The organism is Pectobacterium polaris, assembly GCF_002307355.1.
In the GTDB taxonomy this organism is placed as follows: Bacteria; Pseudomonadota; Gammaproteobacteria; order Enterobacterales; family Enterobacteriaceae; genus Pectobacterium; species Pectobacterium polare.
Genome location: NZ_CP017481.1, coordinates 1355240 through 1372989 on the forward strand (window position 1 = coordinate 1355240; position 17750 = coordinate 1372989).

The 17750-nt window shown below is 55.5% G+C and carries 16 protein-coding genes; 8 read left to right on the forward strand and 8 right to left on the reverse strand.

Annotated features, from left to right (window positions below):
- Positions 1 to 4: 4 nt before the first annotated feature.
- Positions 5 to 2224, reverse strand: a complete 2220-nt coding sequence (locus tag BJJ97_RS06100) for a TonB-dependent receptor (protein WP_095995327.1) — start codon at positions 2222 to 2224, stop codon at positions 5 to 7.
- Positions 2225 to 2397: 173 nt separating this feature from the next.
- Positions 2398 to 3405: an ABC transporter substrate-binding protein gene (locus BJJ97_RS06105; RefSeq protein ID WP_095993386.1), complete on the reverse strand. Its 1008-nt coding sequence runs from the start codon at positions 3403 to 3405 to the stop codon at positions 2398 to 2400.
- A gap of 445 nt (positions 3406 to 3850) precedes the next feature.
- On the opposite strand from BJJ97_RS06105, the gene BJJ97_RS06110 reads away from it, so the two are divergent.
- From BJJ97_RS06110 to aguA, 7 genes are all read left to right on the forward strand, one after another.
- Positions 3851 to 4729 (forward strand): energy transducer TonB, encoded by an 879-nt coding sequence (locus tag BJJ97_RS06110; RefSeq protein ID WP_095993387.1) that lies wholly within the window; start codon positions 3851 to 3853, stop codon positions 4727 to 4729.
- A gap of 10 nt (positions 4730 to 4739) precedes the next feature.
- Positions 4740 to 5456, forward strand: a complete 717-nt coding sequence (locus BJJ97_RS06115) for a MotA/TolQ/ExbB proton channel family protein (protein ID WP_095993388.1) — start codon at positions 4740 to 4742, stop codon at positions 5454 to 5456.
- Position 5457: 1 nt separating this feature from the next.
- Positions 5458 to 5859, forward strand: coding sequence for an ExbD/TolR family protein (locus tag BJJ97_RS06120; protein ID WP_094370192.1), 402 nt, complete (start codon positions 5458 to 5460; stop codon positions 5857 to 5859).
- A gap of 21 nt (positions 5860 to 5880) precedes the next feature.
- Positions 5881 to 7488: an ABC transporter permease gene (locus BJJ97_RS06125; protein ID WP_095993389.1), complete on the forward strand. Its 1608-nt coding sequence runs from the start codon at positions 5881 to 5883 to the stop codon at positions 7486 to 7488.
- Positions 7489 to 7505: 17 nt separating this feature from the next.
- Entirely contained in the window at positions 7506 to 8264 is a 759-nt protein-coding gene (locus tag BJJ97_RS06130) for an ABC transporter ATP-binding protein (protein ID WP_095993390.1), read from the forward strand.
- A gap of 325 nt (positions 8265 to 8589) precedes the next feature.
- Positions 8590 to 9474, forward strand: coding sequence for an N-carbamoylputrescine amidase (gene aguB, locus BJJ97_RS06135; protein WP_095993391.1), 885 nt, complete (start codon positions 8590 to 8592; stop codon positions 9472 to 9474).
- A 3-nt stretch (positions 9475 to 9477) separates the two neighbouring features.
- A complete protein-coding gene (gene aguA, locus BJJ97_RS06140) occupies positions 9478 to 10581 on the forward strand; it encodes an agmatine deiminase (RefSeq protein ID WP_095993392.1) in 1104 nt (367 codons plus the stop codon).
- Positions 10582 to 10716: 135 nt separating this feature from the next.
- On the opposite strand, the gene tpiA is transcribed toward aguA, so the two are convergent.
- Together tpiA and BJJ97_RS06150 are read right to left on the reverse strand one after the other, a co-directional pair.
- Positions 10717 to 11484 (reverse strand): triose-phosphate isomerase, encoded by a 768-nt coding sequence (tpiA, locus tag BJJ97_RS06145; protein ID WP_012822001.1) that lies wholly within the window; start codon positions 11482 to 11484, stop codon positions 10717 to 10719.
- Positions 11485 to 11641: 157 nt separating this feature from the next.
- Positions 11642 to 12241, reverse strand: coding sequence for a YiiQ family protein (locus tag BJJ97_RS06150; RefSeq protein WP_095993393.1), 600 nt, complete (start codon positions 12239 to 12241; stop codon positions 11642 to 11644).
- A gap of 237 nt (positions 12242 to 12478) precedes the next feature.
- On the opposite strand from BJJ97_RS06150, the gene BJJ97_RS06155 reads away from it, so the two are divergent.
- A complete protein-coding gene (locus tag BJJ97_RS06155) occupies positions 12479 to 12901 on the forward strand; it encodes a DUF805 domain-containing protein (protein ID WP_095993394.1) in 423 nt (140 codons plus the stop codon).
- A 17-nt stretch (positions 12902 to 12918) separates the two neighbouring features.
- Here BJJ97_RS06155 and fpr read toward each other — a convergent pair whose 3' ends face one another.
- From fpr to BJJ97_RS06175, 4 genes are all read right to left on the reverse strand, one after another.
- On the reverse strand, positions 12919 to 13665 hold the full coding sequence (fpr, locus tag BJJ97_RS06160) for a ferredoxin--NADP(+) reductase (protein WP_010281538.1): 747 nt from the start codon (positions 13663 to 13665) through the stop codon (positions 12919 to 12921).
- A 117-nt stretch (positions 13666 to 13782) separates the two neighbouring features.
- Positions 13783 to 14793 carry a class II fructose-bisphosphatase gene (glpX, locus tag BJJ97_RS06165; protein WP_095993395.1) on the reverse strand — a complete coding sequence of 337 codons (1011 nt, stop codon included), beginning with the start codon at positions 14791 to 14793 and terminating at the stop codon, positions 13783 to 13785.
- A gap of 138 nt (positions 14794 to 14931) precedes the next feature.
- Positions 14932 to 16443, reverse strand: coding sequence for a glycerol kinase GlpK (glpK, locus tag BJJ97_RS06170; protein WP_039486795.1), 1512 nt, complete (start codon positions 16441 to 16443; stop codon positions 14932 to 14934).
- A 53-nt stretch (positions 16444 to 16496) separates the two neighbouring features.
- On the reverse strand, positions 16497 to 17336 hold the full coding sequence (locus BJJ97_RS06175; protein ID WP_095700922.1) for an MIP/aquaporin family protein: 840 nt from the start codon (positions 17334 to 17336) through the stop codon (positions 16497 to 16499).
- Positions 17337 to 17750: the final 414 nt, after the last annotated feature.

Here is a 17750-nt window from a genome sequence, read left to right on the forward strand (position 1 = left end):
GACGTTAGCCCTTGAAATCGTAACCGACTGAGATCCCGACCATGCGTGGTTCACCAATCACGCCCGTTGTGGCGCTGGAGCCTCTGACTGAGCGGTAGTAGTTTTTATCCAGCGCGTTTTTCACCCACAGCGACACGTTCCAGCGGTTGTCGCCTTGCTTGCCACTCAGCCCGCTAGACAGATTGAGGACGCCGTATGAGGGAATGCGGTTGGATTCGGAATCGTCGAGCGTGCCGTAAGCCCAGCTCCGCCATGACCATTGACCGGAAACCGAGGCTTGCAGGTTATTTGGCGTATCCCATTGATAACGCACGCGCGTGTTGTAGCTCAGCGTCGGGGATTTAAAGACGCGCTTCCCAGACATATCGCACGACACGGCGGAGATTTCTGCCGGGCAGCGTGCATTAGGGAAATTCAGGTAGCTGGCATCCAGAACGGTACCGGCCAGACTGATGCTCAGGCCATCAAGGGGGCGCAGCGTTAACTGCGTTTCGCCGCCGCGCGAGCGGAATTTCCCAGCGTTAATCAGATAGCTGGTATCCGTTTCTTCGTCATAGGCGTTGTTCTGGAAATCCTCGACGACGCTCCAGAACAGTGCGGTATTCCATTCCACTTTGCGCTGTAGCCAGTGGGTTTTGACCCCTAGCTCTGCCGAACGGGTTTTTTCGGGATCGACGTACAGCGAATCAATCCCCAGCTGCCTTGCGGCACCGGAGGACACGTTCAGGCCGCCGGATTTTTCCCCGTAGCCTAACGTGACGTAAGGCGTGACATTCGGTGCCGCGAACCAGTTCAGGCTGATGGAGCCAGAAGGCAGGTGATTGGTTTGCGAGAGTGGGCCGGAGTCAAAGGTGGCGCGATTTTTACGCTGGAATGTCCCCTCTTTTTTCTCATAGGTTTGACGCAGACCGACAATGACATCCAGTTTATCGGCAGCATGCCAGGTCCCGCGGCCATAGACGGAATAGACGGTGTCATCCAGCGTGCCAAAGCGCTGCACGTTAATGCCCTGATAGCCATTTCCTACCCACGTCCGCACGCGGTTGTCGTTGTAGTAGCGACTGTTTGCCTCGGTATCGAGGTTCTCACCCCAGTAATCGACGCCCACTGAATAATCGAAAGTATTGCCTTTGGGCGAATCGAGCCAAAAACTTTGCGACCAGACGCGATCGCGTACGTCAGCACCGCTGTCGCGATAGAGCGGGATGTTCCAGTTATCCGCCGTGCTGGGCAGCACGCGGAAATAACGCAGTGATGACAGAGAGTTGAGGCTATAGCCGCTCCTTAGCTTCCAGTTGGCCTCGACCGAGCCACCGCCTTGTGCAACGCGAATAATATTCTCGTCATCCATCGCGACCTGACGACCGCCGACGACCTTGAGGCCAGTTTGTTGCGCACGGGTGCGGAAATCGTCAGTTGCACTCACCAGCACCGAGACGGGGCGCTGGGTAGAATCGCTGTAGTCGCCGGTGATTCTGAGGCTAAAGCTGTCATTCGGCTGATACAGCAACTGACCACGCACGCCGTTATTGGTGCTGCCTCCCAGCTTATGGCCGTTTTCGATATTCGTGACGTTTCCGCCACGCTCCGTGCGCGACAGGTTGATGCGTCCTGCCCAGTGGTCGCTGAGTGGCCCGGACGCCATCAGTTTGGATTGCAGATAGCCACGCTGTCCGAACGATTGCTCCAGTGAATATTCAGGTGTGAAGGTCGGCTTACGGGTACGAATATCAATCGCGCCGCCGGTGGTATTGAAGCCATAAGCCGCGCCCTGCGGGCCTTTCAACACGCGGGTGCTGTCGATATCCAGCAAGTCATTAGAGATGACGCCGGGGCGGGACAAGTAAACGCCATCGACAAACAGGCCCACGCTGCCCGGCATACCGATGTTGGTGCCGCTCTCGCCGCCGTCGCCAATCCCGCGAATAGTCACGGTGGTGTCCATCACATCGACGGTATCGACATCCAGCCCTGTCACCAGCTGTGACAGTTCTTCAAAGCGGTATATCCGTTCTTCTTCAAGCGTTTTGCCATCGATCACCGATGCCAGCGTGGTCGGCGGCTGAACGGGCACACGCTGAGCGTTAACTTTCACGCGTTTCAACTGGACGGGAGCGGCGGTTGCCGCCTCGGTGCTGGGTATTATCCGCTGTGATTGGCTATCCGTTGTGACTTGCGGATCGGCTGCCCGCGCTATCGCGGGAAGCGTTAAGATGCAGCTCATTAAAATGCCGGACGTTATGTTGCGCTGGTGTTTTTTAAAATACGGTTGATGTTTTTTTAAATACTGCTGGTGTCTTTTAAAATACATAGTTTCTTCCGAATATCGTCAATAGGCTGCCGATTGCCGTGAAATTCACGGCAATACGTGGGCTATAATCTGTTGGGGGAAATAAATTACTGGGTTGCTTTCAGATAAGAATCATCCAGCCATTTTTCGACATCAAAAGGCTGTCGAATAAGGCGTGATTCATAGGCCAGTTTTACCGCGCGTTTTAATTTTTCCACGTAGGTGGTATCTAATTCGGGTGAAAGACGCTCAGATAATGGCGGTAATGTATCCCATTCGACGCGTAATATATTTTCCGGATAGCCTGACTGGGTGGCTAAGAGTTGAATAAATTCATCTTTATTTTTAGCATCGCTGGCCCAGTTTGCTGCTTCGCGCTGCACTTTAACTAAGCGCCGTAGAATATCCTCGTTGCCTTTGGCAAATTTCTCATCCACCAGCAGGAAGCCGCTGAGCTGGCCTGCGCCGCCCAGATCACGGCTCGACAGCGGAATGTCCGCCAGTCCTTTATCCCGCAGCGAAAGCGTATTGCTGCCGCCCCAGGTGGCGTCAATCTGTCCGGCGGCTAACGCCGCGCTGGCTGCCGCGAAATCGAGATTGATCAGCTTCACGTCAGAAGGCTTCAGGCCCTGTGAATCGAGCGCGCTAACGAAGGACAGCTCGCCCGCTGTTCCGCGAAAGATCCCAATACGTTTGCCTTTCAAGTCGGGGATTTTCTCAATGCCGGAGCCTTTCGCGACCGCCAGATAGTGGTTAATGCCGCGTGATGCCACGGCGATCACGCGCGTATCCAGGCCACGAGAACGGCCGATAATGCTGGCTAAATCGCCCAGATAGGCCACGTCAACCTGATGGTTGCCAAACGCTTCGTTGATGACGGGGCCGGCGCCTTTGATGAATGTCCAGCGGACGTTTATCCCGTCTTTGCTGAACTCGCGCTCCAGCAGCTTCTGGCTATGGATGACGTCGAGCAGGCCGCCGCCGCTGGGTTTTGTGCCTGCGCCAATATCTGGTGCGGCAATACGAATTTCAGTGATAGCCGATGCGATACCTGACCAGGCCATACCCATTGCCAATAAGCCGGTCACTAACCATTTTCGTCCTGATGTTGTCATGTCTTGCCCGCCAGTGATGAGGTGTTTGAATGTGAGTGTGCGAATATCAATGTTGTTATTGCGCCGGTTTAGCACGGCGTCATCTCGTTGCAGAACCACATTTAAAGGCTTGGCAATAAACTGACTAATACAAAAAAAGCATTATTATTTTTAGTAAATAGCTAAATCAGCATTCATCGCTTATTTCATCACTATGCAGCGAACGAAAAAAAACTATTCCAACTATGCATTAGCCTATCGGGACTTATTGCCTTTAGTTTGTCGTTAGACGATGAATGCCATTATCTTTCCAATTAAATAAATATCGATATACAGATACATACGTTGACTTTATTAAGCACGCGAGAAGAATCAATTATTCCAATGCTATTTCAGGTCATCTATCCATGACGCCTGCAATGTGAAGTATGACGGGTATAAATAAACACGGTCAGGAGCACATACCATGACGGAATTACTCTATGCGGGAGCGGCGTCAGGATCCCGGTCTTATTCACCGGAGCCGACTCCGCACGCCAGCCGGGTGAGCGGCGTCGTGCAGCCGCGCTTGCCGACGCTGAATACGACGGTGTCGTCCCGACCGGAACGCTGGCTGGCGGTGATCGCGACGTTGCTATTGCACGCGGCAGTGCTGGCGTTATTCAACAGCGCATCGACACCGCCCGTTACGGTGCCTGCCCGACCACAGCCTGTCAGCGTCGAGCTGGTTGCTGCGGTTGCCGAACCAGTGCTGCAAGCCCAACCTGTCGAACCTGAACCTATTGAGCCTGACGTCGTCACGTCACCGGCGGAACTCGCTCCGCCTCCTGTGGACAAGCCGGTGGATGACAACGCGCTGTTGCCGCCAGCTCCTGAGAAAAAAGAGCCCGAGAAAAAAGCGCCTGAGAAAAAGCCTGAACCCGCGCCGAAAAAGGTCGCGGTGAAAAAGAACCTGCCCGCACCGATGCCTAAATCTCAGGCGGAAGCTGTATCGGCAACCGCCCCGATAACGCCTGCTCCGGTGGCGCAAAAGGCCGTCGCGCAGCCCGTTGATGCACCGCTGACGCCGCCGTTCGCGAATGCTGACTACCTGCACAATCCTGCGCCGTCTTATCCCGACGTGGCGATTAGCCGTGGTTATGAAGGCACCGTGTTGTTGAACGTGCAGGTGCGTGCTGATGGCAAGGTGCAAACCATTCGGATCCATCAATCAAGCGGCTATCCCTCGCTGGACGACTCCGCCAGAGACACGGTGCGGCGCTGGTCTTTTGTTCCGGCGCGGCGCGGCAGTCAGCCGGTTAGCGGCTGGGTGGTTGTTCCCGTCGATTTTTCGCTAAATTCATGAGGTATTGGTTATGACGCTCGGACACATTGAACTCTTTTCTGCGGAAGGCGCAGTGATTCTGTTGCTGCTGCTGTTTTCTCTCGTTACTTGGGGGCTAGGGCTACTGAAATTCGTCCAATACGGGCGGGCGCAGCGGCGCGATCGACGCTTTCGTGCCGCCTTCTGGCAGCAGGATGATGTCAGCCAGACGCCAGAAACCAGCGCAAAACAGCCCGGTTCCCTCGCCAATCTGGCGCTGGCCGCCGTTAAAGCGCCGGAACGGATCAGCGGTCAACTTGCTCTGAATATTCATCTGCCCGATCGGGTTGAGCGCGCGCTGCAACAGCAGATTCAGCGTGAACGCCGTTCGCTGGAAAGCGGGCTGGCGGTTCTGGCCAGTATCGGCAGCACGTCGCCGTTTATCGGTCTGTTTGGCACCGTTTGGGGCATTATGGCGGCGTTGCAGGAGATCGGGCTTTCTGGTTCTGCCAGCCTCGACACCGTTGCAGGGCCGATTGGCAACGCGCTGATTGCGACCGGAATCGGGATTGCCGTCGCGGTTCCTGCGGTGCTGATCTACAACTACTTTTTACGTCGCCTCAAGCTGGCTGTCGCAGACATGGATGACTTCGCCCATGACGTTTACAGCGTGATGCAGGCGCACGATTTTCACGTCAGCACGTTTCCTACCAGCGCGGAGCCATCGGCCGCTGCTTTCTCCGTGAAGAACCTGAGAGAGGTGGTCTGATATGGCGTTTACCTCGCGTAACGATGAAGACGTCATGAGTGAAATGAATATCACGCCGCTCGTGGACGTCATGCTGGTGCTGCTGGTGGTGTTTATTGTTACCGCGCCGATGCTGACCAATGCCATTCCGATTCAGCTGCCGAAAACGTCGGCGGTGGCACCGGCCGATCGCGCCGATCCGGTGGTGATTAGCATTGATGGTGAGCAGCGCGTCTTTATCAATAAAGAAAGTCTGGCACGCGAACAGCTGGTGCCGCGCCTGCAACAGGCTAAAGCGGGTAATGCGGACTTGGTGGTGCAGGTGCAGGCGGACAAAGAGGTGAATTACGGCGCTGTCGCCGCGCTGCTGGCCGATGTCGAGCAGGCGGGGATTACGCGTCTATCCCTGCTAACGCAGAAATAACGTAGCCGGATACCGACGATCATGATGCCCAAATACCCGTCGCGGATACGCTCCGCCCCTGACGTTTCGCTGACCGCCACGCTGTCGGCGGGATATTCCGCGTTGGTCATTTCATTGATCGTGTCGCTCGTCGTGCCGCTGCTGGTTCTCGCGGGCTGGTGGCTTGCCAGCCGTCACGGATGGATGTCTGAACAAATCCTGCCTTCACCGCTGGCGGTTATCGATAGCGCTCGGGCTTTTATCCCCGAAGAGCTGATTCATCAGTTGCCCATCAGCCTGATACGGCTGGTGATTGGCTTTAGCGGCGGGATCGTGCTGGGTCTGGTATTGGGCAGTCTGTTTGGCCTGAATCGCCGACTGAATGCGCTGTTTATGCCGCTCTTCACCGTTATCGCGCAGATCCCGACGTTGGCCTGGATTCCGCTTTTGATGCTGTCGCTGGGTATCGGTGAAGCGCTGAAACTGGTGGTGCTGGTGAAATCGGTAACGGTGCCAGTGACGCTTTATACCTGCGCCGGTATCCAACAGACGCCACAAAAGCTGCATGAAATGGCGCGCAGCCTGCGTTTGCCGCCTGCCGCCTTCCTGCGTTACCTGATTCTGCCTGCGATGTTGCCGTATGTGATGACGGGCATTCGGCTGGCATTTTCTACCGGATGGGTCGCCTTGATCGCGGTCGAGCTGTTGGCATCCAGCGAAGGGCTGGGCTATTTGCTGGTACAAAGCCGCCAGCTGTTCATGCTCGATCTGGTGTTCGTCTGCATTCTGATTATTGGAGTACTGGGGTTTGCCGGGGAACGTGTGCTGCTGAAGCTGGAGCGTCGCTGGATTCACTGGCCAGCGCCAGTGCTGGGGCGCGATAGCCTGAGCACGGCGTTGCCAAGCTTGTCGCTGACGCCTTGGTTAGCACCATTAGTACTGGTTTCGCTGTGGCAGGTGAGCAGCGTGCACGAGTGGGTGAACGTGGCTTTTCTTCCCGCACCGAGCAGTGTGATCGACGCGCTGTGGACGGGGCTGGTTCAGGGCGGGCTGTCGGCCGATCTCCATGCCAGCTTGCTGCGTGCGCTACAGGGCTTTGTACTGGGCAGTGCGATCGGCGTGTTGGTCGGCGCGTTACTCGGCGGTTGGCGCATCGCCGACAGGCTGTTTAATCCGGCGCTGTCCGCGCTGCGCTGCGTGGCGCTATTTGCCTGGCTGCCGCTGATTACCGCCTGGTTTGGTTTAGGGGAGAGCGCCAAAATCGTGTTTATCGCCGTAGCGGCGTTCTTTCCTGTGATGCTGGCAACCCGTCAGGGGATCGCCCAGCTTCCGCCTGCGCTATTGGAAGTGGCGCAGGTTCTGCGTCTGACGCCAGTGCAGACGCTTCGCACGCTGATACTGCCCAGCGTGTTGCCGCCGCTGTTTTCCGGTCTACGGCTGGCGCTGATGCATGCGTGGACGGGCGCGATTGGCGCAGAGTATTTCATGCCGTCGGGAGAGGGATTGGGCGGCATGATGATTCGCGCCCAGCAGCTGCTTGAATCCGATCGCATCATGGCGGGCGTTGTACTGATTGCGGCGGTGGCCGCGCTGTTTTCCCGATTGATTACCTTATCTGAACGGCGGCTGACCCGCTGGCGCTTTGCGTGACGGTTAACGGAGAATCTATGTCCCTGCATTTTCAGCACATTACTAAACATTTTACCGTCAACGGCGCGCCGCTGACGGTGTTACAGGACATCGATCTGTCGCTGCAGGCTGGTGAACTGGTCGCGGTCATCGGTGCCAGCGGCTGTGGTAAATCGACGCTGTTACGTTTGGCAGCTGGGATTGATACCACGGAACGTGGGCGCATTCTGATTGGCGAACGGCCTGTGCGCGGTATTCCCGATGATGTCAGTCTGGTGTTTCAGGAGCCGCGCCTGTTTCCGTGGCTCACCGTGACGGACAATATTCGCCTCGGTATGCTCAACCTCAGTCTTTCTCCCGCGGAAGTGACGCGCCGTATTGCACACTATCTCCAGATGATGGGGTTGGAAGGCTTTGCCGACGCGTGGCCGCATCAGCTGTCGGGCGGAATGGCGCAGCGCGTGGCGATCGCCCGTGGGCTGGTGTCGACGCCGCGTATTCTCTTGCTGGATGAACCCTTTGGTGCGCTGGATGCGTTGACCAAACAGCAGTTGCAGGTGCGCTTGGCAGAGATTCGCCAACAAACGGATTTGACGATTCTGCTGGTGACGCACGATGTGGAAGAGGCGGTTTTTCTGGCGGACAGAGTGGTGGTGATGTCGCCCCGACCCGGCCGGATTAGCGCAATTTTGCCCGTGACGTTGCCCTATCCTCGTGACCGCACCAGCCCAACGCTATTGGAACAGCGGCAAGCGGTCAGTCAGGCGCTACATCAGGCGGATACCGTTGCGGCCTGATGCTGCTGCCTACCGCTTTCTCTCAATCTTAATCATCGATAGGAACCGCCGTGAAAAAGGCGGTTTTTCTTTTCTGCACGTCACGTGAGATCCATGCATTTTCAGCATAGTGACGTGCTGCCATTAACTGGCATAATGCGCATGTCATTTTCGGTCAATACCTTAACAGGATATTCCTATTGGGCATGCGCAGGTGTGTTGGCCTACACTCGTTAAGGCCGCGCTGGTTAGCGTCGATGCATAATCGTGACCGAGAGAAACACATATTGCCGATACTTGCCGGTGAGAAAGGGCGGGTATATATCGTTATTATTGAGGTTTTCGCATGAAAAAAGTTACCGTTGCCGCAACACAAATGGCGTGTTCCTGGGATCTGCCCAAGAATATCGAAAACGCTGAAAAACTGGTGCGACAAGCGCATGCAAAAGGCGCGCAGGTTATCCTGATTCAGGAACTGTTTGCCGCACCGTATTTCTGTATCGATCAAAGCCCAGAGCACTATGCGCTGGCGCAGGAGCTGGAAACCAGCCCGCTGATTAAGCATTTTTCCGCACTGGCGGCGGAGCTGAACGTGGTGCTGCCGTTGAGCTTCTTTGAGCGTGCCAATAACGCCTATTACAACTCGCTGGTGATGATTGACGCGGACGGCTCGGTGCTGGACGTTTATCGTAAAACGCACATTCCGAACGGTCCGGCGTATCAGGAAAAGCAATTCTTCATTCCGGGCGATACCGGTTTTAAAGTCTGGCAGACGCGCTACGCAAAAATCGGCGTGGGCATTTGCTGGGATCAGTGGTTCCCGGAAACCGCCCGCAGTCTGGCGTTGCAGGGTGCAGAGCTGATTTTCTATCCAACCGCGATTGGTTCCGAACCGGCTTACCCGGACATCGACAGCCAGCCGCATTGGACTCGCGTTCAGCAAGGTCACGCCGCCGCGAATCTGGTGCCAGTGATCGCCTCCAACCGTATTGGTACGGAAGCCAGCAAATACATCGACGGTCTGGAAATGACGTTCTACGGTTCGTCCTTTATTGCCGACCAAACCGGTGCGCTGCTGGCTCAGGCCAACAAGACAGATGAAGCGATTCTGGTGCATGAATTTGATTTAGAAGCCATTGCTGCGCAGCGTGCGTCATGGGGCTTGTTCCGCGACCGTCGCCCGGAAATGTACGGCACGATTGGCACCTCTGACGGCAAGACCCGGAGATAAGTGATGTCACAGCTAGCTACTCCTCATCTCACCACGCCGCATCAGGATGGTTTTGCAATGCCTGCCGAATGGGCACCGCATGATGCCGTGTGGATGATTTGGCCGTATCGTACCGACAACTGGCGCGAACAGGGCGTTCCGGCGCAGAAAACGTTCGCGCGCGTGGCGGAAGCTATCGCCCAGAACACGCCGGTGATCATGGGCGTGCCCGCACGCTACATGGCGGATGCGCAAAACGTGATGCCAGTGAATGTCACGCTGGTGGAAATGGAAAGCGACGACGCCTGGATGCGCGACACCGGTCCAACCATCGTGCTGAATCAGGCCGGTGAGCGTCGGGGTATCGACTGGCAGTTCAACGCCTGGGGCGGCGAGTTGGGCGGTCTGTATGAAGACTGGCGTCAGGATGAGAAAGTCGCGGCACAGGTGCTGGACTATCATCAGGCTGCACGTTATGCCGCGCCGCTGATTCTGGAAGGTGGCTCGATCCATGTCGATGGTGAAGGTACGTTGCTGACCACGGCAGAATGCTTGCTCAACCCGAACCGTAACCCGCACCTGAGCAAGGCAGAAATCGAACAGCTGATGCGTGATTACCTCAGCATCTCGACGATTATCTGGCTGGAAGAGGGCGTGTACAACGACGAAACCGACGGGCATATCGATAACATGTGCTGTTTCGTGCGTCCCGGTGAAGTCGCGCTGCACTGGACGGATGATGAAAACGATCCGCAGTATGCACGTTCCGTCGCGGCCTATGAGGTGCTGTCTGCTGCGCGCGATGCACAAGGGCGTGAGCTGAAAATCTGGAAACTGCCTGCACCCGGCCCGCTGCATGCGACCAAAGAGGAAGCGCAGGGCGTGGACAGCGGCGATGCGGTTGAACGCCTTGCCGGCTCGCGTCTGGCGGGTTCTTACGTGAATTTCCTGATCAGCAATCAGCAGATCATTTTCCCGCTGCTGGATGAGAAGACGGATGACGTTGCACGCGATCTGCTGCAACAGATGTTCTCTGGCTACTTGATTAGCGGCGTGCCTGCGCGGGAAATCCTGCTGGGCGGGGGAAATATTCACTGCATTACGCAGCAAATCCCTTCGGTGAAGTAACGGTTGAGCCGTTAACTGACGGTTTAAAAGAAGGGTGGCGGGTGTCCTGCTCGCTATAAAAAAAGCCGGTTGGCGCGATAGCGTGAACCGGCTTTTTGATTGGACGAACCTTCGTCCGTCTGTTTTCGATAAAGCTTAGCCGCGTTTAGCGTCGGCTGCTGCTTTCACGATGACAGCAAAGGCGTCAGCTTTCAGTGATGCACCGCCAACCAGCGCGCCATCGATGTCCGGCTGGGTGAACAGCTCGGCCGCATTCGCGGCATTCACCGAACCGCCGTACTGGATGATCACTTGTTCAGCAACGGCAGCATCTTGCTTGGCGATATGGTCACGGATGAATTTGTGAACAGCCTGAGCCTGTGCTGGGGTTGCAGATTTGCCGGTACCGATAGCCCATACAGGTTCGTAGGCAACAACGGTGTTTTCAAACGCTTTCGCGCCCAGCGTGTTCAGCACGGCGTCCAGTTGACGCGCACAGACGGCTTCCGTCTGGCCTGCTTCGTTTTCTGCTTCAGTTTCGCCAATGCACAGTACTGGAATCAGGCCCGCGTCTTTCAGCACGCCAAATTTCTTCGCAATGAATTCATCGCTTTCTTTGTGGTAGGTGCGGCGCTCAGAGTGGCCGATGATGATGTATTTCGCGCCGATATCTTTCAGCATTTCGGCAGAGGTTTCACCGGTGAAAGCGCCAGAAAGATTCACGTCAACGTTCTGCGCGCCCAGAGCAATACGGCTGCCAGCCAGTTGGTGATTAGCCTGATCGAGATAGATAGCAGGTGGTGCAATCGCTACGCCACAGCCGTCAACGGTGCTGAGCTCTTTACGCAGGCCCGCAATCAGTTCGTTGACCATGTGAGTGCTGCCGTTCAGCTTCCAGTTACCCATAACTAATGGATGTCGCATCTTTTTTCCTCCAGCCGGAATCGCGAATGAATCAATATGTTAATGAATCAATGCATTAATGAATAAACAGTACTGCCGTCAGGCAATATAACCTGCCCACAGTATAGAGACGAAATGTGACCGTGGCTCTGTTTTTCGTCATTAATTACCGTGTTGATCACGGTTCAGATAGCGTTAGCTTAATCGGTTCAACAGCAAAAGTTAGCCCTTTTTCGCCGTCATCTGCAACGACATAGCGCAAGGCCCCTTCCGTCTGCTGGTAAAAGCGCTGTCCTTTGCCTTTTCCCAGCAGTTCGGTGACTTTTTTCACACTCTGTTCTTCCGTCAGTGACGGTGCGAATGTTCGCGCCAGTGCAGCCATATAGTCGATAGCCTGCTTACGGCGCGCTGCGGTTTCTTGTTCGCTTTGCGGCTGCGGCAGCCAGGTAATTTGCAGCGTTTTGATTTTCCCGGTGCCTTTCTCCAGCGCGGTTGAGGCATAGAGATGGTCATTGATCCGGCTGGCGGCGCGAGTCAACATGCTGGTGATATTACCGGTGTCGACAACCCGAAATTCACCGATCGGCAGTGCCGGATTGCTCAGGTTATAGCGAGAACGGAACTGCGTGATGGTTTGATCGAAAGTAGGGGCACCAGCCAACAGATACGGCGCATTGGCTGAGGGTTTAGGCGGGAACGTCGGATCGGCACCCGCATGAGTCTGGTACAGCACCAGCGATGATAAAACCAAAAGTGAAGCGATGCGTTTTCGTGTCATAGGGATTCGGGTCAGCCACTTCAGAAGATGTCCAGGCCGATAACGGCAGAATACGTTTGATTAAAGCGGCATTTGTACGTCGTTGTCAAAAATAGTACGTCGTTGTGAGAAATCGCACGTGGCTGACAAAAATCGCGTAAAGATTGCGGGCAACTGTCTCGGTTGAGGTAAAATCAGCCAGCGTAAAATACAGATTAATTCGGCCAGACAGGCCGACAATTCAGGGCGTTATCGTTAATGACATTACAGCAGTGGTGCTTCTCGTTTAAAGGCCGAGTTGGTCGTCGTGATTTCTGGCTTTGGATGGCTATTTGGGTCGCGCTGATGGCGGTGCTGTTTACGCTATCCGGTCAAAACTGGCTGGATACGCAATCGACGGCGTTTGGTTTGGTGGTATTGCTGTGGCCGACGGCGGCGATCATGGTGAAACGGCTGCATGACCGTAATAAGAGCGGCTGGTGGGCGCTGCTGCTCGTGGTGGCGTGGATGTTGGTCTCGGGGAATTGGACGATGTTCTCGTCCATCTGGCAGTGGGGCATTGGCCGCTTCTTGCCGATCCTGATTGTCGTGATGACGCTGCTCGACTGCGGCGTTTTTCTGGGGACAAAAGGGGAAAATCGCTTTGGCGCAGCGGCGGAGCCGTTTCGTTTCCGCCGCTAATTAACAACGAACTGCCGTTACCAATAGTTTTCGGCAGTCATATGACCGGGTCTGCGGCGCAGGTGCTTGGTCATTTGGCGCTCTTCTTTCAGCAACAGCTGCGTGTCGCGCACCATCTGCGGGTTGCCGCATAGCATGACGTGGCTTGTTGCCGCATCCATCGGCAGGCCCACAGCGGCTTCCAGCGTACCGCTGCTGATAAGCTGGGGAATGCGGCCCGTCAGCGAGCCCGTTTCTTCTTCTCGGCTGACGACCGTTTGGATACGCAGTTGACCGTGATAGCGCTGCTGTAATTGCTGCATCAGCGGCAAATAGCTCAGATCGCGTGAGAAGCGGGCGGCGTGAACCAGCACGATATTCTTAAAGCGCTCCAGACCTTTACCTTCCTGAAGAATCGACAGATAAGGGCCAATGCCCGTCCCTGTTGCCAGCATCCACAGCGTTTCACAATCAGGCACTTCTTCCAGCACGAAAAAGCCGGCAGCTTCTTTGACAATCAGGACGTCTGAACCGGGCTGCAGCGCATGCAGATGCGGGCTAAGCTTGCCTTCTGGCACCGTCACCAGATAGAACTCAAGCGTGGGATCGCTGGGCGCATTCACGTAGGAATAAGCGCGCTGCACTTTCTCACCATCAATCTCCAGCGCCAGTTTGCCATACTGCCCGGCAGTGAATGCATCGGTGGGCGCGTGAACCCGAATGCTAAACAGACTTTCTGTCCAGTTTTCTACCTGAACCACTTTGCCTGTCACCCATTCCGCCATATTTTTCTGCTCCTGTTGCTTGCATTAGACGCTGCTATTTTTGCATGTAAGTCGTGCATCTACGATACGCCATTTATTAACAACTGTGAAACAATCAGTCAGTCGGGCAGTAGCCTGTTACAGCAGGAACTCGTGCAGCGTACGATCCTTACGATCCAGATAGTGCGTCGATTTAATCCGGCGGATCGTGCGGGATTTACCGCGGATCAACAGCGTTTCGGTCGTTGCTATGTTGCCTTTACGCGCGATCCCGTCCAGCAAATCACCTTTGGTGATGCCAGTTGCAGAGAAAATCACGTTGTCGTTGCGCGCCATGTCATCAAGCTTGAGGACGCCACCCGCTTCGATGCCCATTTGGCGGCAGCGTGCCAGCTCATCTTCACCGATGCGACGGTTTTCGGCGCTATCGCCTTTGACCTGATGACGTGCCAGCAAACGCCCCTGCATGTCGCCATCAAGCGCGCGGATAACGGCTGCTGAGATCACACCTTCTGGCGCGCCGCCGATGCCGTACAGCACGTCAACTTCGCTGTCTGGCATACAGGTGAGGATGGATGCCGCTACGTCGCCGTCTGGAATCGCGAACACTTTCACACCCAACTGCTGCATGTCCGCGATGCAGGCATCGTGGCGTGGTTTAGCGAGTATAGTCACCGTTAACTGGCTGAGCGGTTTACCCAGCTTCAGTGCGACATTACGCAGGTTGTCCGCCAGCGGCAGGTTGAGGTCAATCGCGCCTTTCGCCTCGGGGCCGACAATCAGCTTTTCCATGTACATATCTGGCGCGTGCAAAAACGTGCCTTTTTCGCCAACGGCCAACACGGCCAGCGCGTTCGCCTGACCCATTGCCGTCATCCGCGTGCCTTCAATCGGATCGACAGCAATGTCTACGGCATCACCCTGACCCGTACCAACCTGCTCGCCGATGAACAACATAGGCGCTTCGTCGATTTCCCCTTCGCCGATGACAATCTGACCGTTGATATTGACCTGATTCAGCATGATGCGCATCGCCTGTACGGCAGCATTGTCGGCGGCATTCTTGTCGCCACGGCCTAACCACTTATAGCCTGCCAGCGCGGCTGCTTCGGTGACGCGCGAGAACTCAATGGCTAATTCACGTTTCATAAATACCTGTCTATTGTCGATCGAGAAAAGAAGAGATGTGGGCAGGATTTTATCACAACAGGGGGAGAGTGGCGGTTGAGCGATAGGGAAAAAACGGGCGCGACAGGCGCGCCCGATGTGGATAGATGCGTTGGCGGATTACGCGTCGTGGTCTTCCCAGTTACGGGCACGAGCCACAGCTTTCTGCCAGCCGCTGTAGCGCACGTTACGCTCCACGGTTTCGATGCTAGGACGGAATTCACGCTCGATCGTGGCTTTGCTCTTCACTTCATCCAGATCGTTCCAGAAGCCCGTCGCTAAGCCCGCCAGGAACGCCGCACCCAGCGCAGTGGACTCACGCACTTCTGGACGTTCCACGCGCGTGCCGAGAATATCGGACTGGAACTGCATCAGGAAGTTGTTGGCGACCGCACCGCCGTCGACACGCAGCGCTTTCAGGCGCGTATTGGCGTCCGCCTGCATGGCATCCAGTACGTCGCGGGTCTGGAAGGCAATCGATTCCAGCGTTGCACGGATGATGTGGTTAGCATTCACGCCACGGGTCAGACCGAAGATCGCGCCACGGGCATACGGGTCCCAGTAAGGGGCGCCCAAACCGGTGAAGGCAGGGACGACATAGACGCCGTTAGAGTCCTTCACTTTCGTCGCGAAGTATTCGGAGTCCATTGAGTCTCCGATCAGCTTCAGCTCGTCACGCAGCCATTGGATGGATGCGCCGCCAACGAACACGGAGCCTTCCAGCGCGTAGTTGACTTCACCGCGTGGGCCGCAGGCGATGGTGGTCAGCAGGCCGTGTTTGGACAGCACCGCTTCTTTACCCGTGTTCATCAGCAGGAAGCAGCCCGTGCCGTAGGTGTTTTTCGCCATGCCCGGATTGACGCAAAGCTGGCCGTACAGCGCCGCCTGCTGGTCACCCGCGATACCGGCGATAGGAATACGCGTGCCGCCTTTACCGCCAATGTTGGTCTGGCCGTAGATTTCTGAAGAAGCACGTACTTCCGGCAGTATTTCGCGCGGGATATCCAGCGCTTCCAGCATGCGGGTATCCCATTCCAGCGTATGAATGTTAAACAGCATGGTACGGGAGGCGTTGGTGTAATCCGTGACGTGAACACGCCCTTGCGTCATTTTCCAAATCAGCCAGGTATCGATGGTACCAAACAGCAGTTCGCCGCGTTTGGCGCGCTCGCGAGAGCCTTCAACGTGATCCAGAATCCATTTCACTTTGGTACCGGAGAAGTAGGGATCGACCACCAGACCGGTGGTGTTGCGAACGTACTCTTCCAGACCGTCTTTCTTCAGCTTTTCGCAAATTTCAGCGGTACGACGACACTGCCAGACGATGGCGTTATAAATCGGCTTGCCGCTCTCTTTTTCCCATACGACGGTGGTTTCACGCTGGTTGGTGATACCAATGCCCGCGACTTCATCCGCGCTGATGTCGGCCTTAGCCAACACTTCGTTCAGCGTTGAGCTTTGTGATGCCCAAATCTCCATCGGGTCGTGCTCTACCCAGCCTGCTTTTGGATAGATCTGGGTGAATTCACGCTGTGAAACGCTGATGATATTGGCATCGTGATCCAGTACGACGGCGCGGGAGCTGGTTGTGCCTTGGTCGAGCGCGACAATGTATTTTTTTTCCGGGTTCATAAATCCAATCCTGTAATGATTAACCGTGAAATAGGATGGTCGTGGCGTTAAGTTTAACGGCTTTCACGACGCGTGGTAGTTTCTGCCTCGGGTTCGCAGACATCACATGGCAGATTGCGGCCAATCAGTGCGCGATAACCGAAGGCACCCAGACAGGCACCGATAATCGGGCCGAAGATGGGAACCAGGAAGTAAGGAATGTCGCGTGCGCCGGTGAAGGCCACGTTGCCCCAGCCCGCCAGGAACGCGAACAGCTTAGGACCAAAGTCACGCGCCGGGTTAAGGGCGAAGCCGGTTAGCGGCCCCATGGACGCACCGATAACGGCAATCAAAATACCGATCAGCAGGGGAGCGAGTGGCCCGCGTGGGATTCCGTTACCATCATCGGTCAGCGCCAGAATCAGGCACATCAGGATAGCGGTGATGACGGTTTCAACCAGCAGGGCCTGCATGACAGAAATGTGTGGGTTCGGATAGGTTGAGAAAATGCCAGCTAAACTCAGGCTTTCCGTGCTGCCGCGCACCATATTGTTGGCTTGTTCAAAATCCACGAACAGACTGTGATACAGACCGTAGACCAGTGCGGCGGCACAAAAGGCCCCTGCAATCTGCGCCAGAATGTAAGGCACGACCTTACGTCCATCGAAGCAGGCAAACAGCCACAGGGCGATAGTGACGGCCGGATTGAGGTGAGCGCCAGAAATGGCGGCGGTCAGGTAGATTGCCATCGCAACCCCCAAACCCCAAATGATGCTGATCTCCCACTGTCCGAAGCTGGCTCCCGCCAGTTTCAAGGCGGCGACACAGCCGACACCGAAGAAAATCAGCAGGCCAGTGCCGAGAAACTCGGCGATGCACTGGCCTTTTAGCGTTGAACGTTCTGCTTGGCTCATATTTTTTTCCTGCTGGGTAACGTACAGAGTGGTAGGTCTAAGGATACCGTCGGGGGCATCCTCTGTTTTAAATGTATTTATGATGTGAATTTATCGTTAATGCTCGAAAACGAGAAATATCGAAATTGAAATGTGTGTTGTGCGTCAAGAAAATGAGCGTATTCGCTTATAAAATGACTCGCAGTGGTTTTTTGCCCACGGTTGATAGTAACGCTCAGGTTAAATTTATTAACACAATAGGAGTAATGGGGAAGCGAACAGGAGTAGTTTTCAGTTTGCACTGCCTGTTTTTCAGTTTGTACTGATAGTGTTACGTAAGAAAAGCTGCCACACTCGCGTAGTGGGGGATGTGCGCTAGACAGGTGGCGGTTGGCTACATACAATTTCGCTATGGTCTGTCTTGCCAGCCGTCCC

Coding starts and splice junctions, on each gene's coding strand:
- BJJ97_RS06100 (WP_095995327.1), bottom strand. CDS start 2,224: ATGAGCTGCATCTTAACGCTTCCCGCGATAGCGCGGGCAGCCGATCCG.
- BJJ97_RS06105 (WP_095993386.1), bottom strand. CDS start 3,405: ATGACAACATCAGGACGAAAATGGTTAGTGACCGGCTTATTGGCAATG.
- BJJ97_RS06110 (WP_095993387.1), top strand. CDS start 3,851: ATGACGGAATTACTCTATGCGGGAGCGGCGTCAGGATCCCGGTCTTAT.
- BJJ97_RS06115 (WP_095993388.1), top strand. CDS start 4,740: ATGACGCTCGGACACATTGAACTCTTTTCTGCGGAAGGCGCAGTGATT.
- BJJ97_RS06120 (WP_094370192.1), top strand. CDS start 5,458: ATGGCGTTTACCTCGCGTAACGATGAAGACGTCATGAGTGAAATGAAT.
- BJJ97_RS06125 (WP_095993389.1), top strand. CDS start 5,881: ATGATGCCCAAATACCCGTCGCGGATACGCTCCGCCCCTGACGTTTCG.
- BJJ97_RS06130 (WP_095993390.1), top strand. CDS start 7,506: ATGTCCCTGCATTTTCAGCACATTACTAAACATTTTACCGTCAACGGC.
- aguB (WP_095993391.1), top strand. CDS start 8,590: ATGAAAAAAGTTACCGTTGCCGCAACACAAATGGCGTGTTCCTGGGAT.
- aguA (WP_095993392.1), top strand. CDS start 9,478: ATGTCACAGCTAGCTACTCCTCATCTCACCACGCCGCATCAGGATGGT.
- tpiA (WP_012822001.1), bottom strand. CDS start 11,484: ATGCGACATCCATTAGTTATGGGTAACTGGAAGCTGAACGGCAGCACT.
- BJJ97_RS06150 (WP_095993393.1), bottom strand. CDS start 12,241: ATGACACGAAAACGCATCGCTTCACTTTTGGTTTTATCATCGCTGGTG.
- BJJ97_RS06155 (WP_095993394.1), top strand. CDS start 12,479: ATGACATTACAGCAGTGGTGCTTCTCGTTTAAAGGCCGAGTTGGTCGT.
- fpr (WP_010281538.1), bottom strand. CDS start 13,665: ATGGCGGAATGGGTGACAGGCAAAGTGGTTCAGGTAGAAAACTGGACA.
- glpX (WP_095993395.1), bottom strand. CDS start 14,793: ATGAAACGTGAATTAGCCATTGAGTTCTCGCGCGTCACCGAAGCAGCC.
- glpK (WP_039486795.1), bottom strand. CDS start 16,443: ATGAACCCGGAAAAAAAATACATTGTCGCGCTCGACCAAGGCACAACC.
- BJJ97_RS06175 (WP_095700922.1), bottom strand. CDS start 17,336: ATGAGCCAAGCAGAACGTTCAACGCTAAAAGGCCAGTGCATCGCCGAG.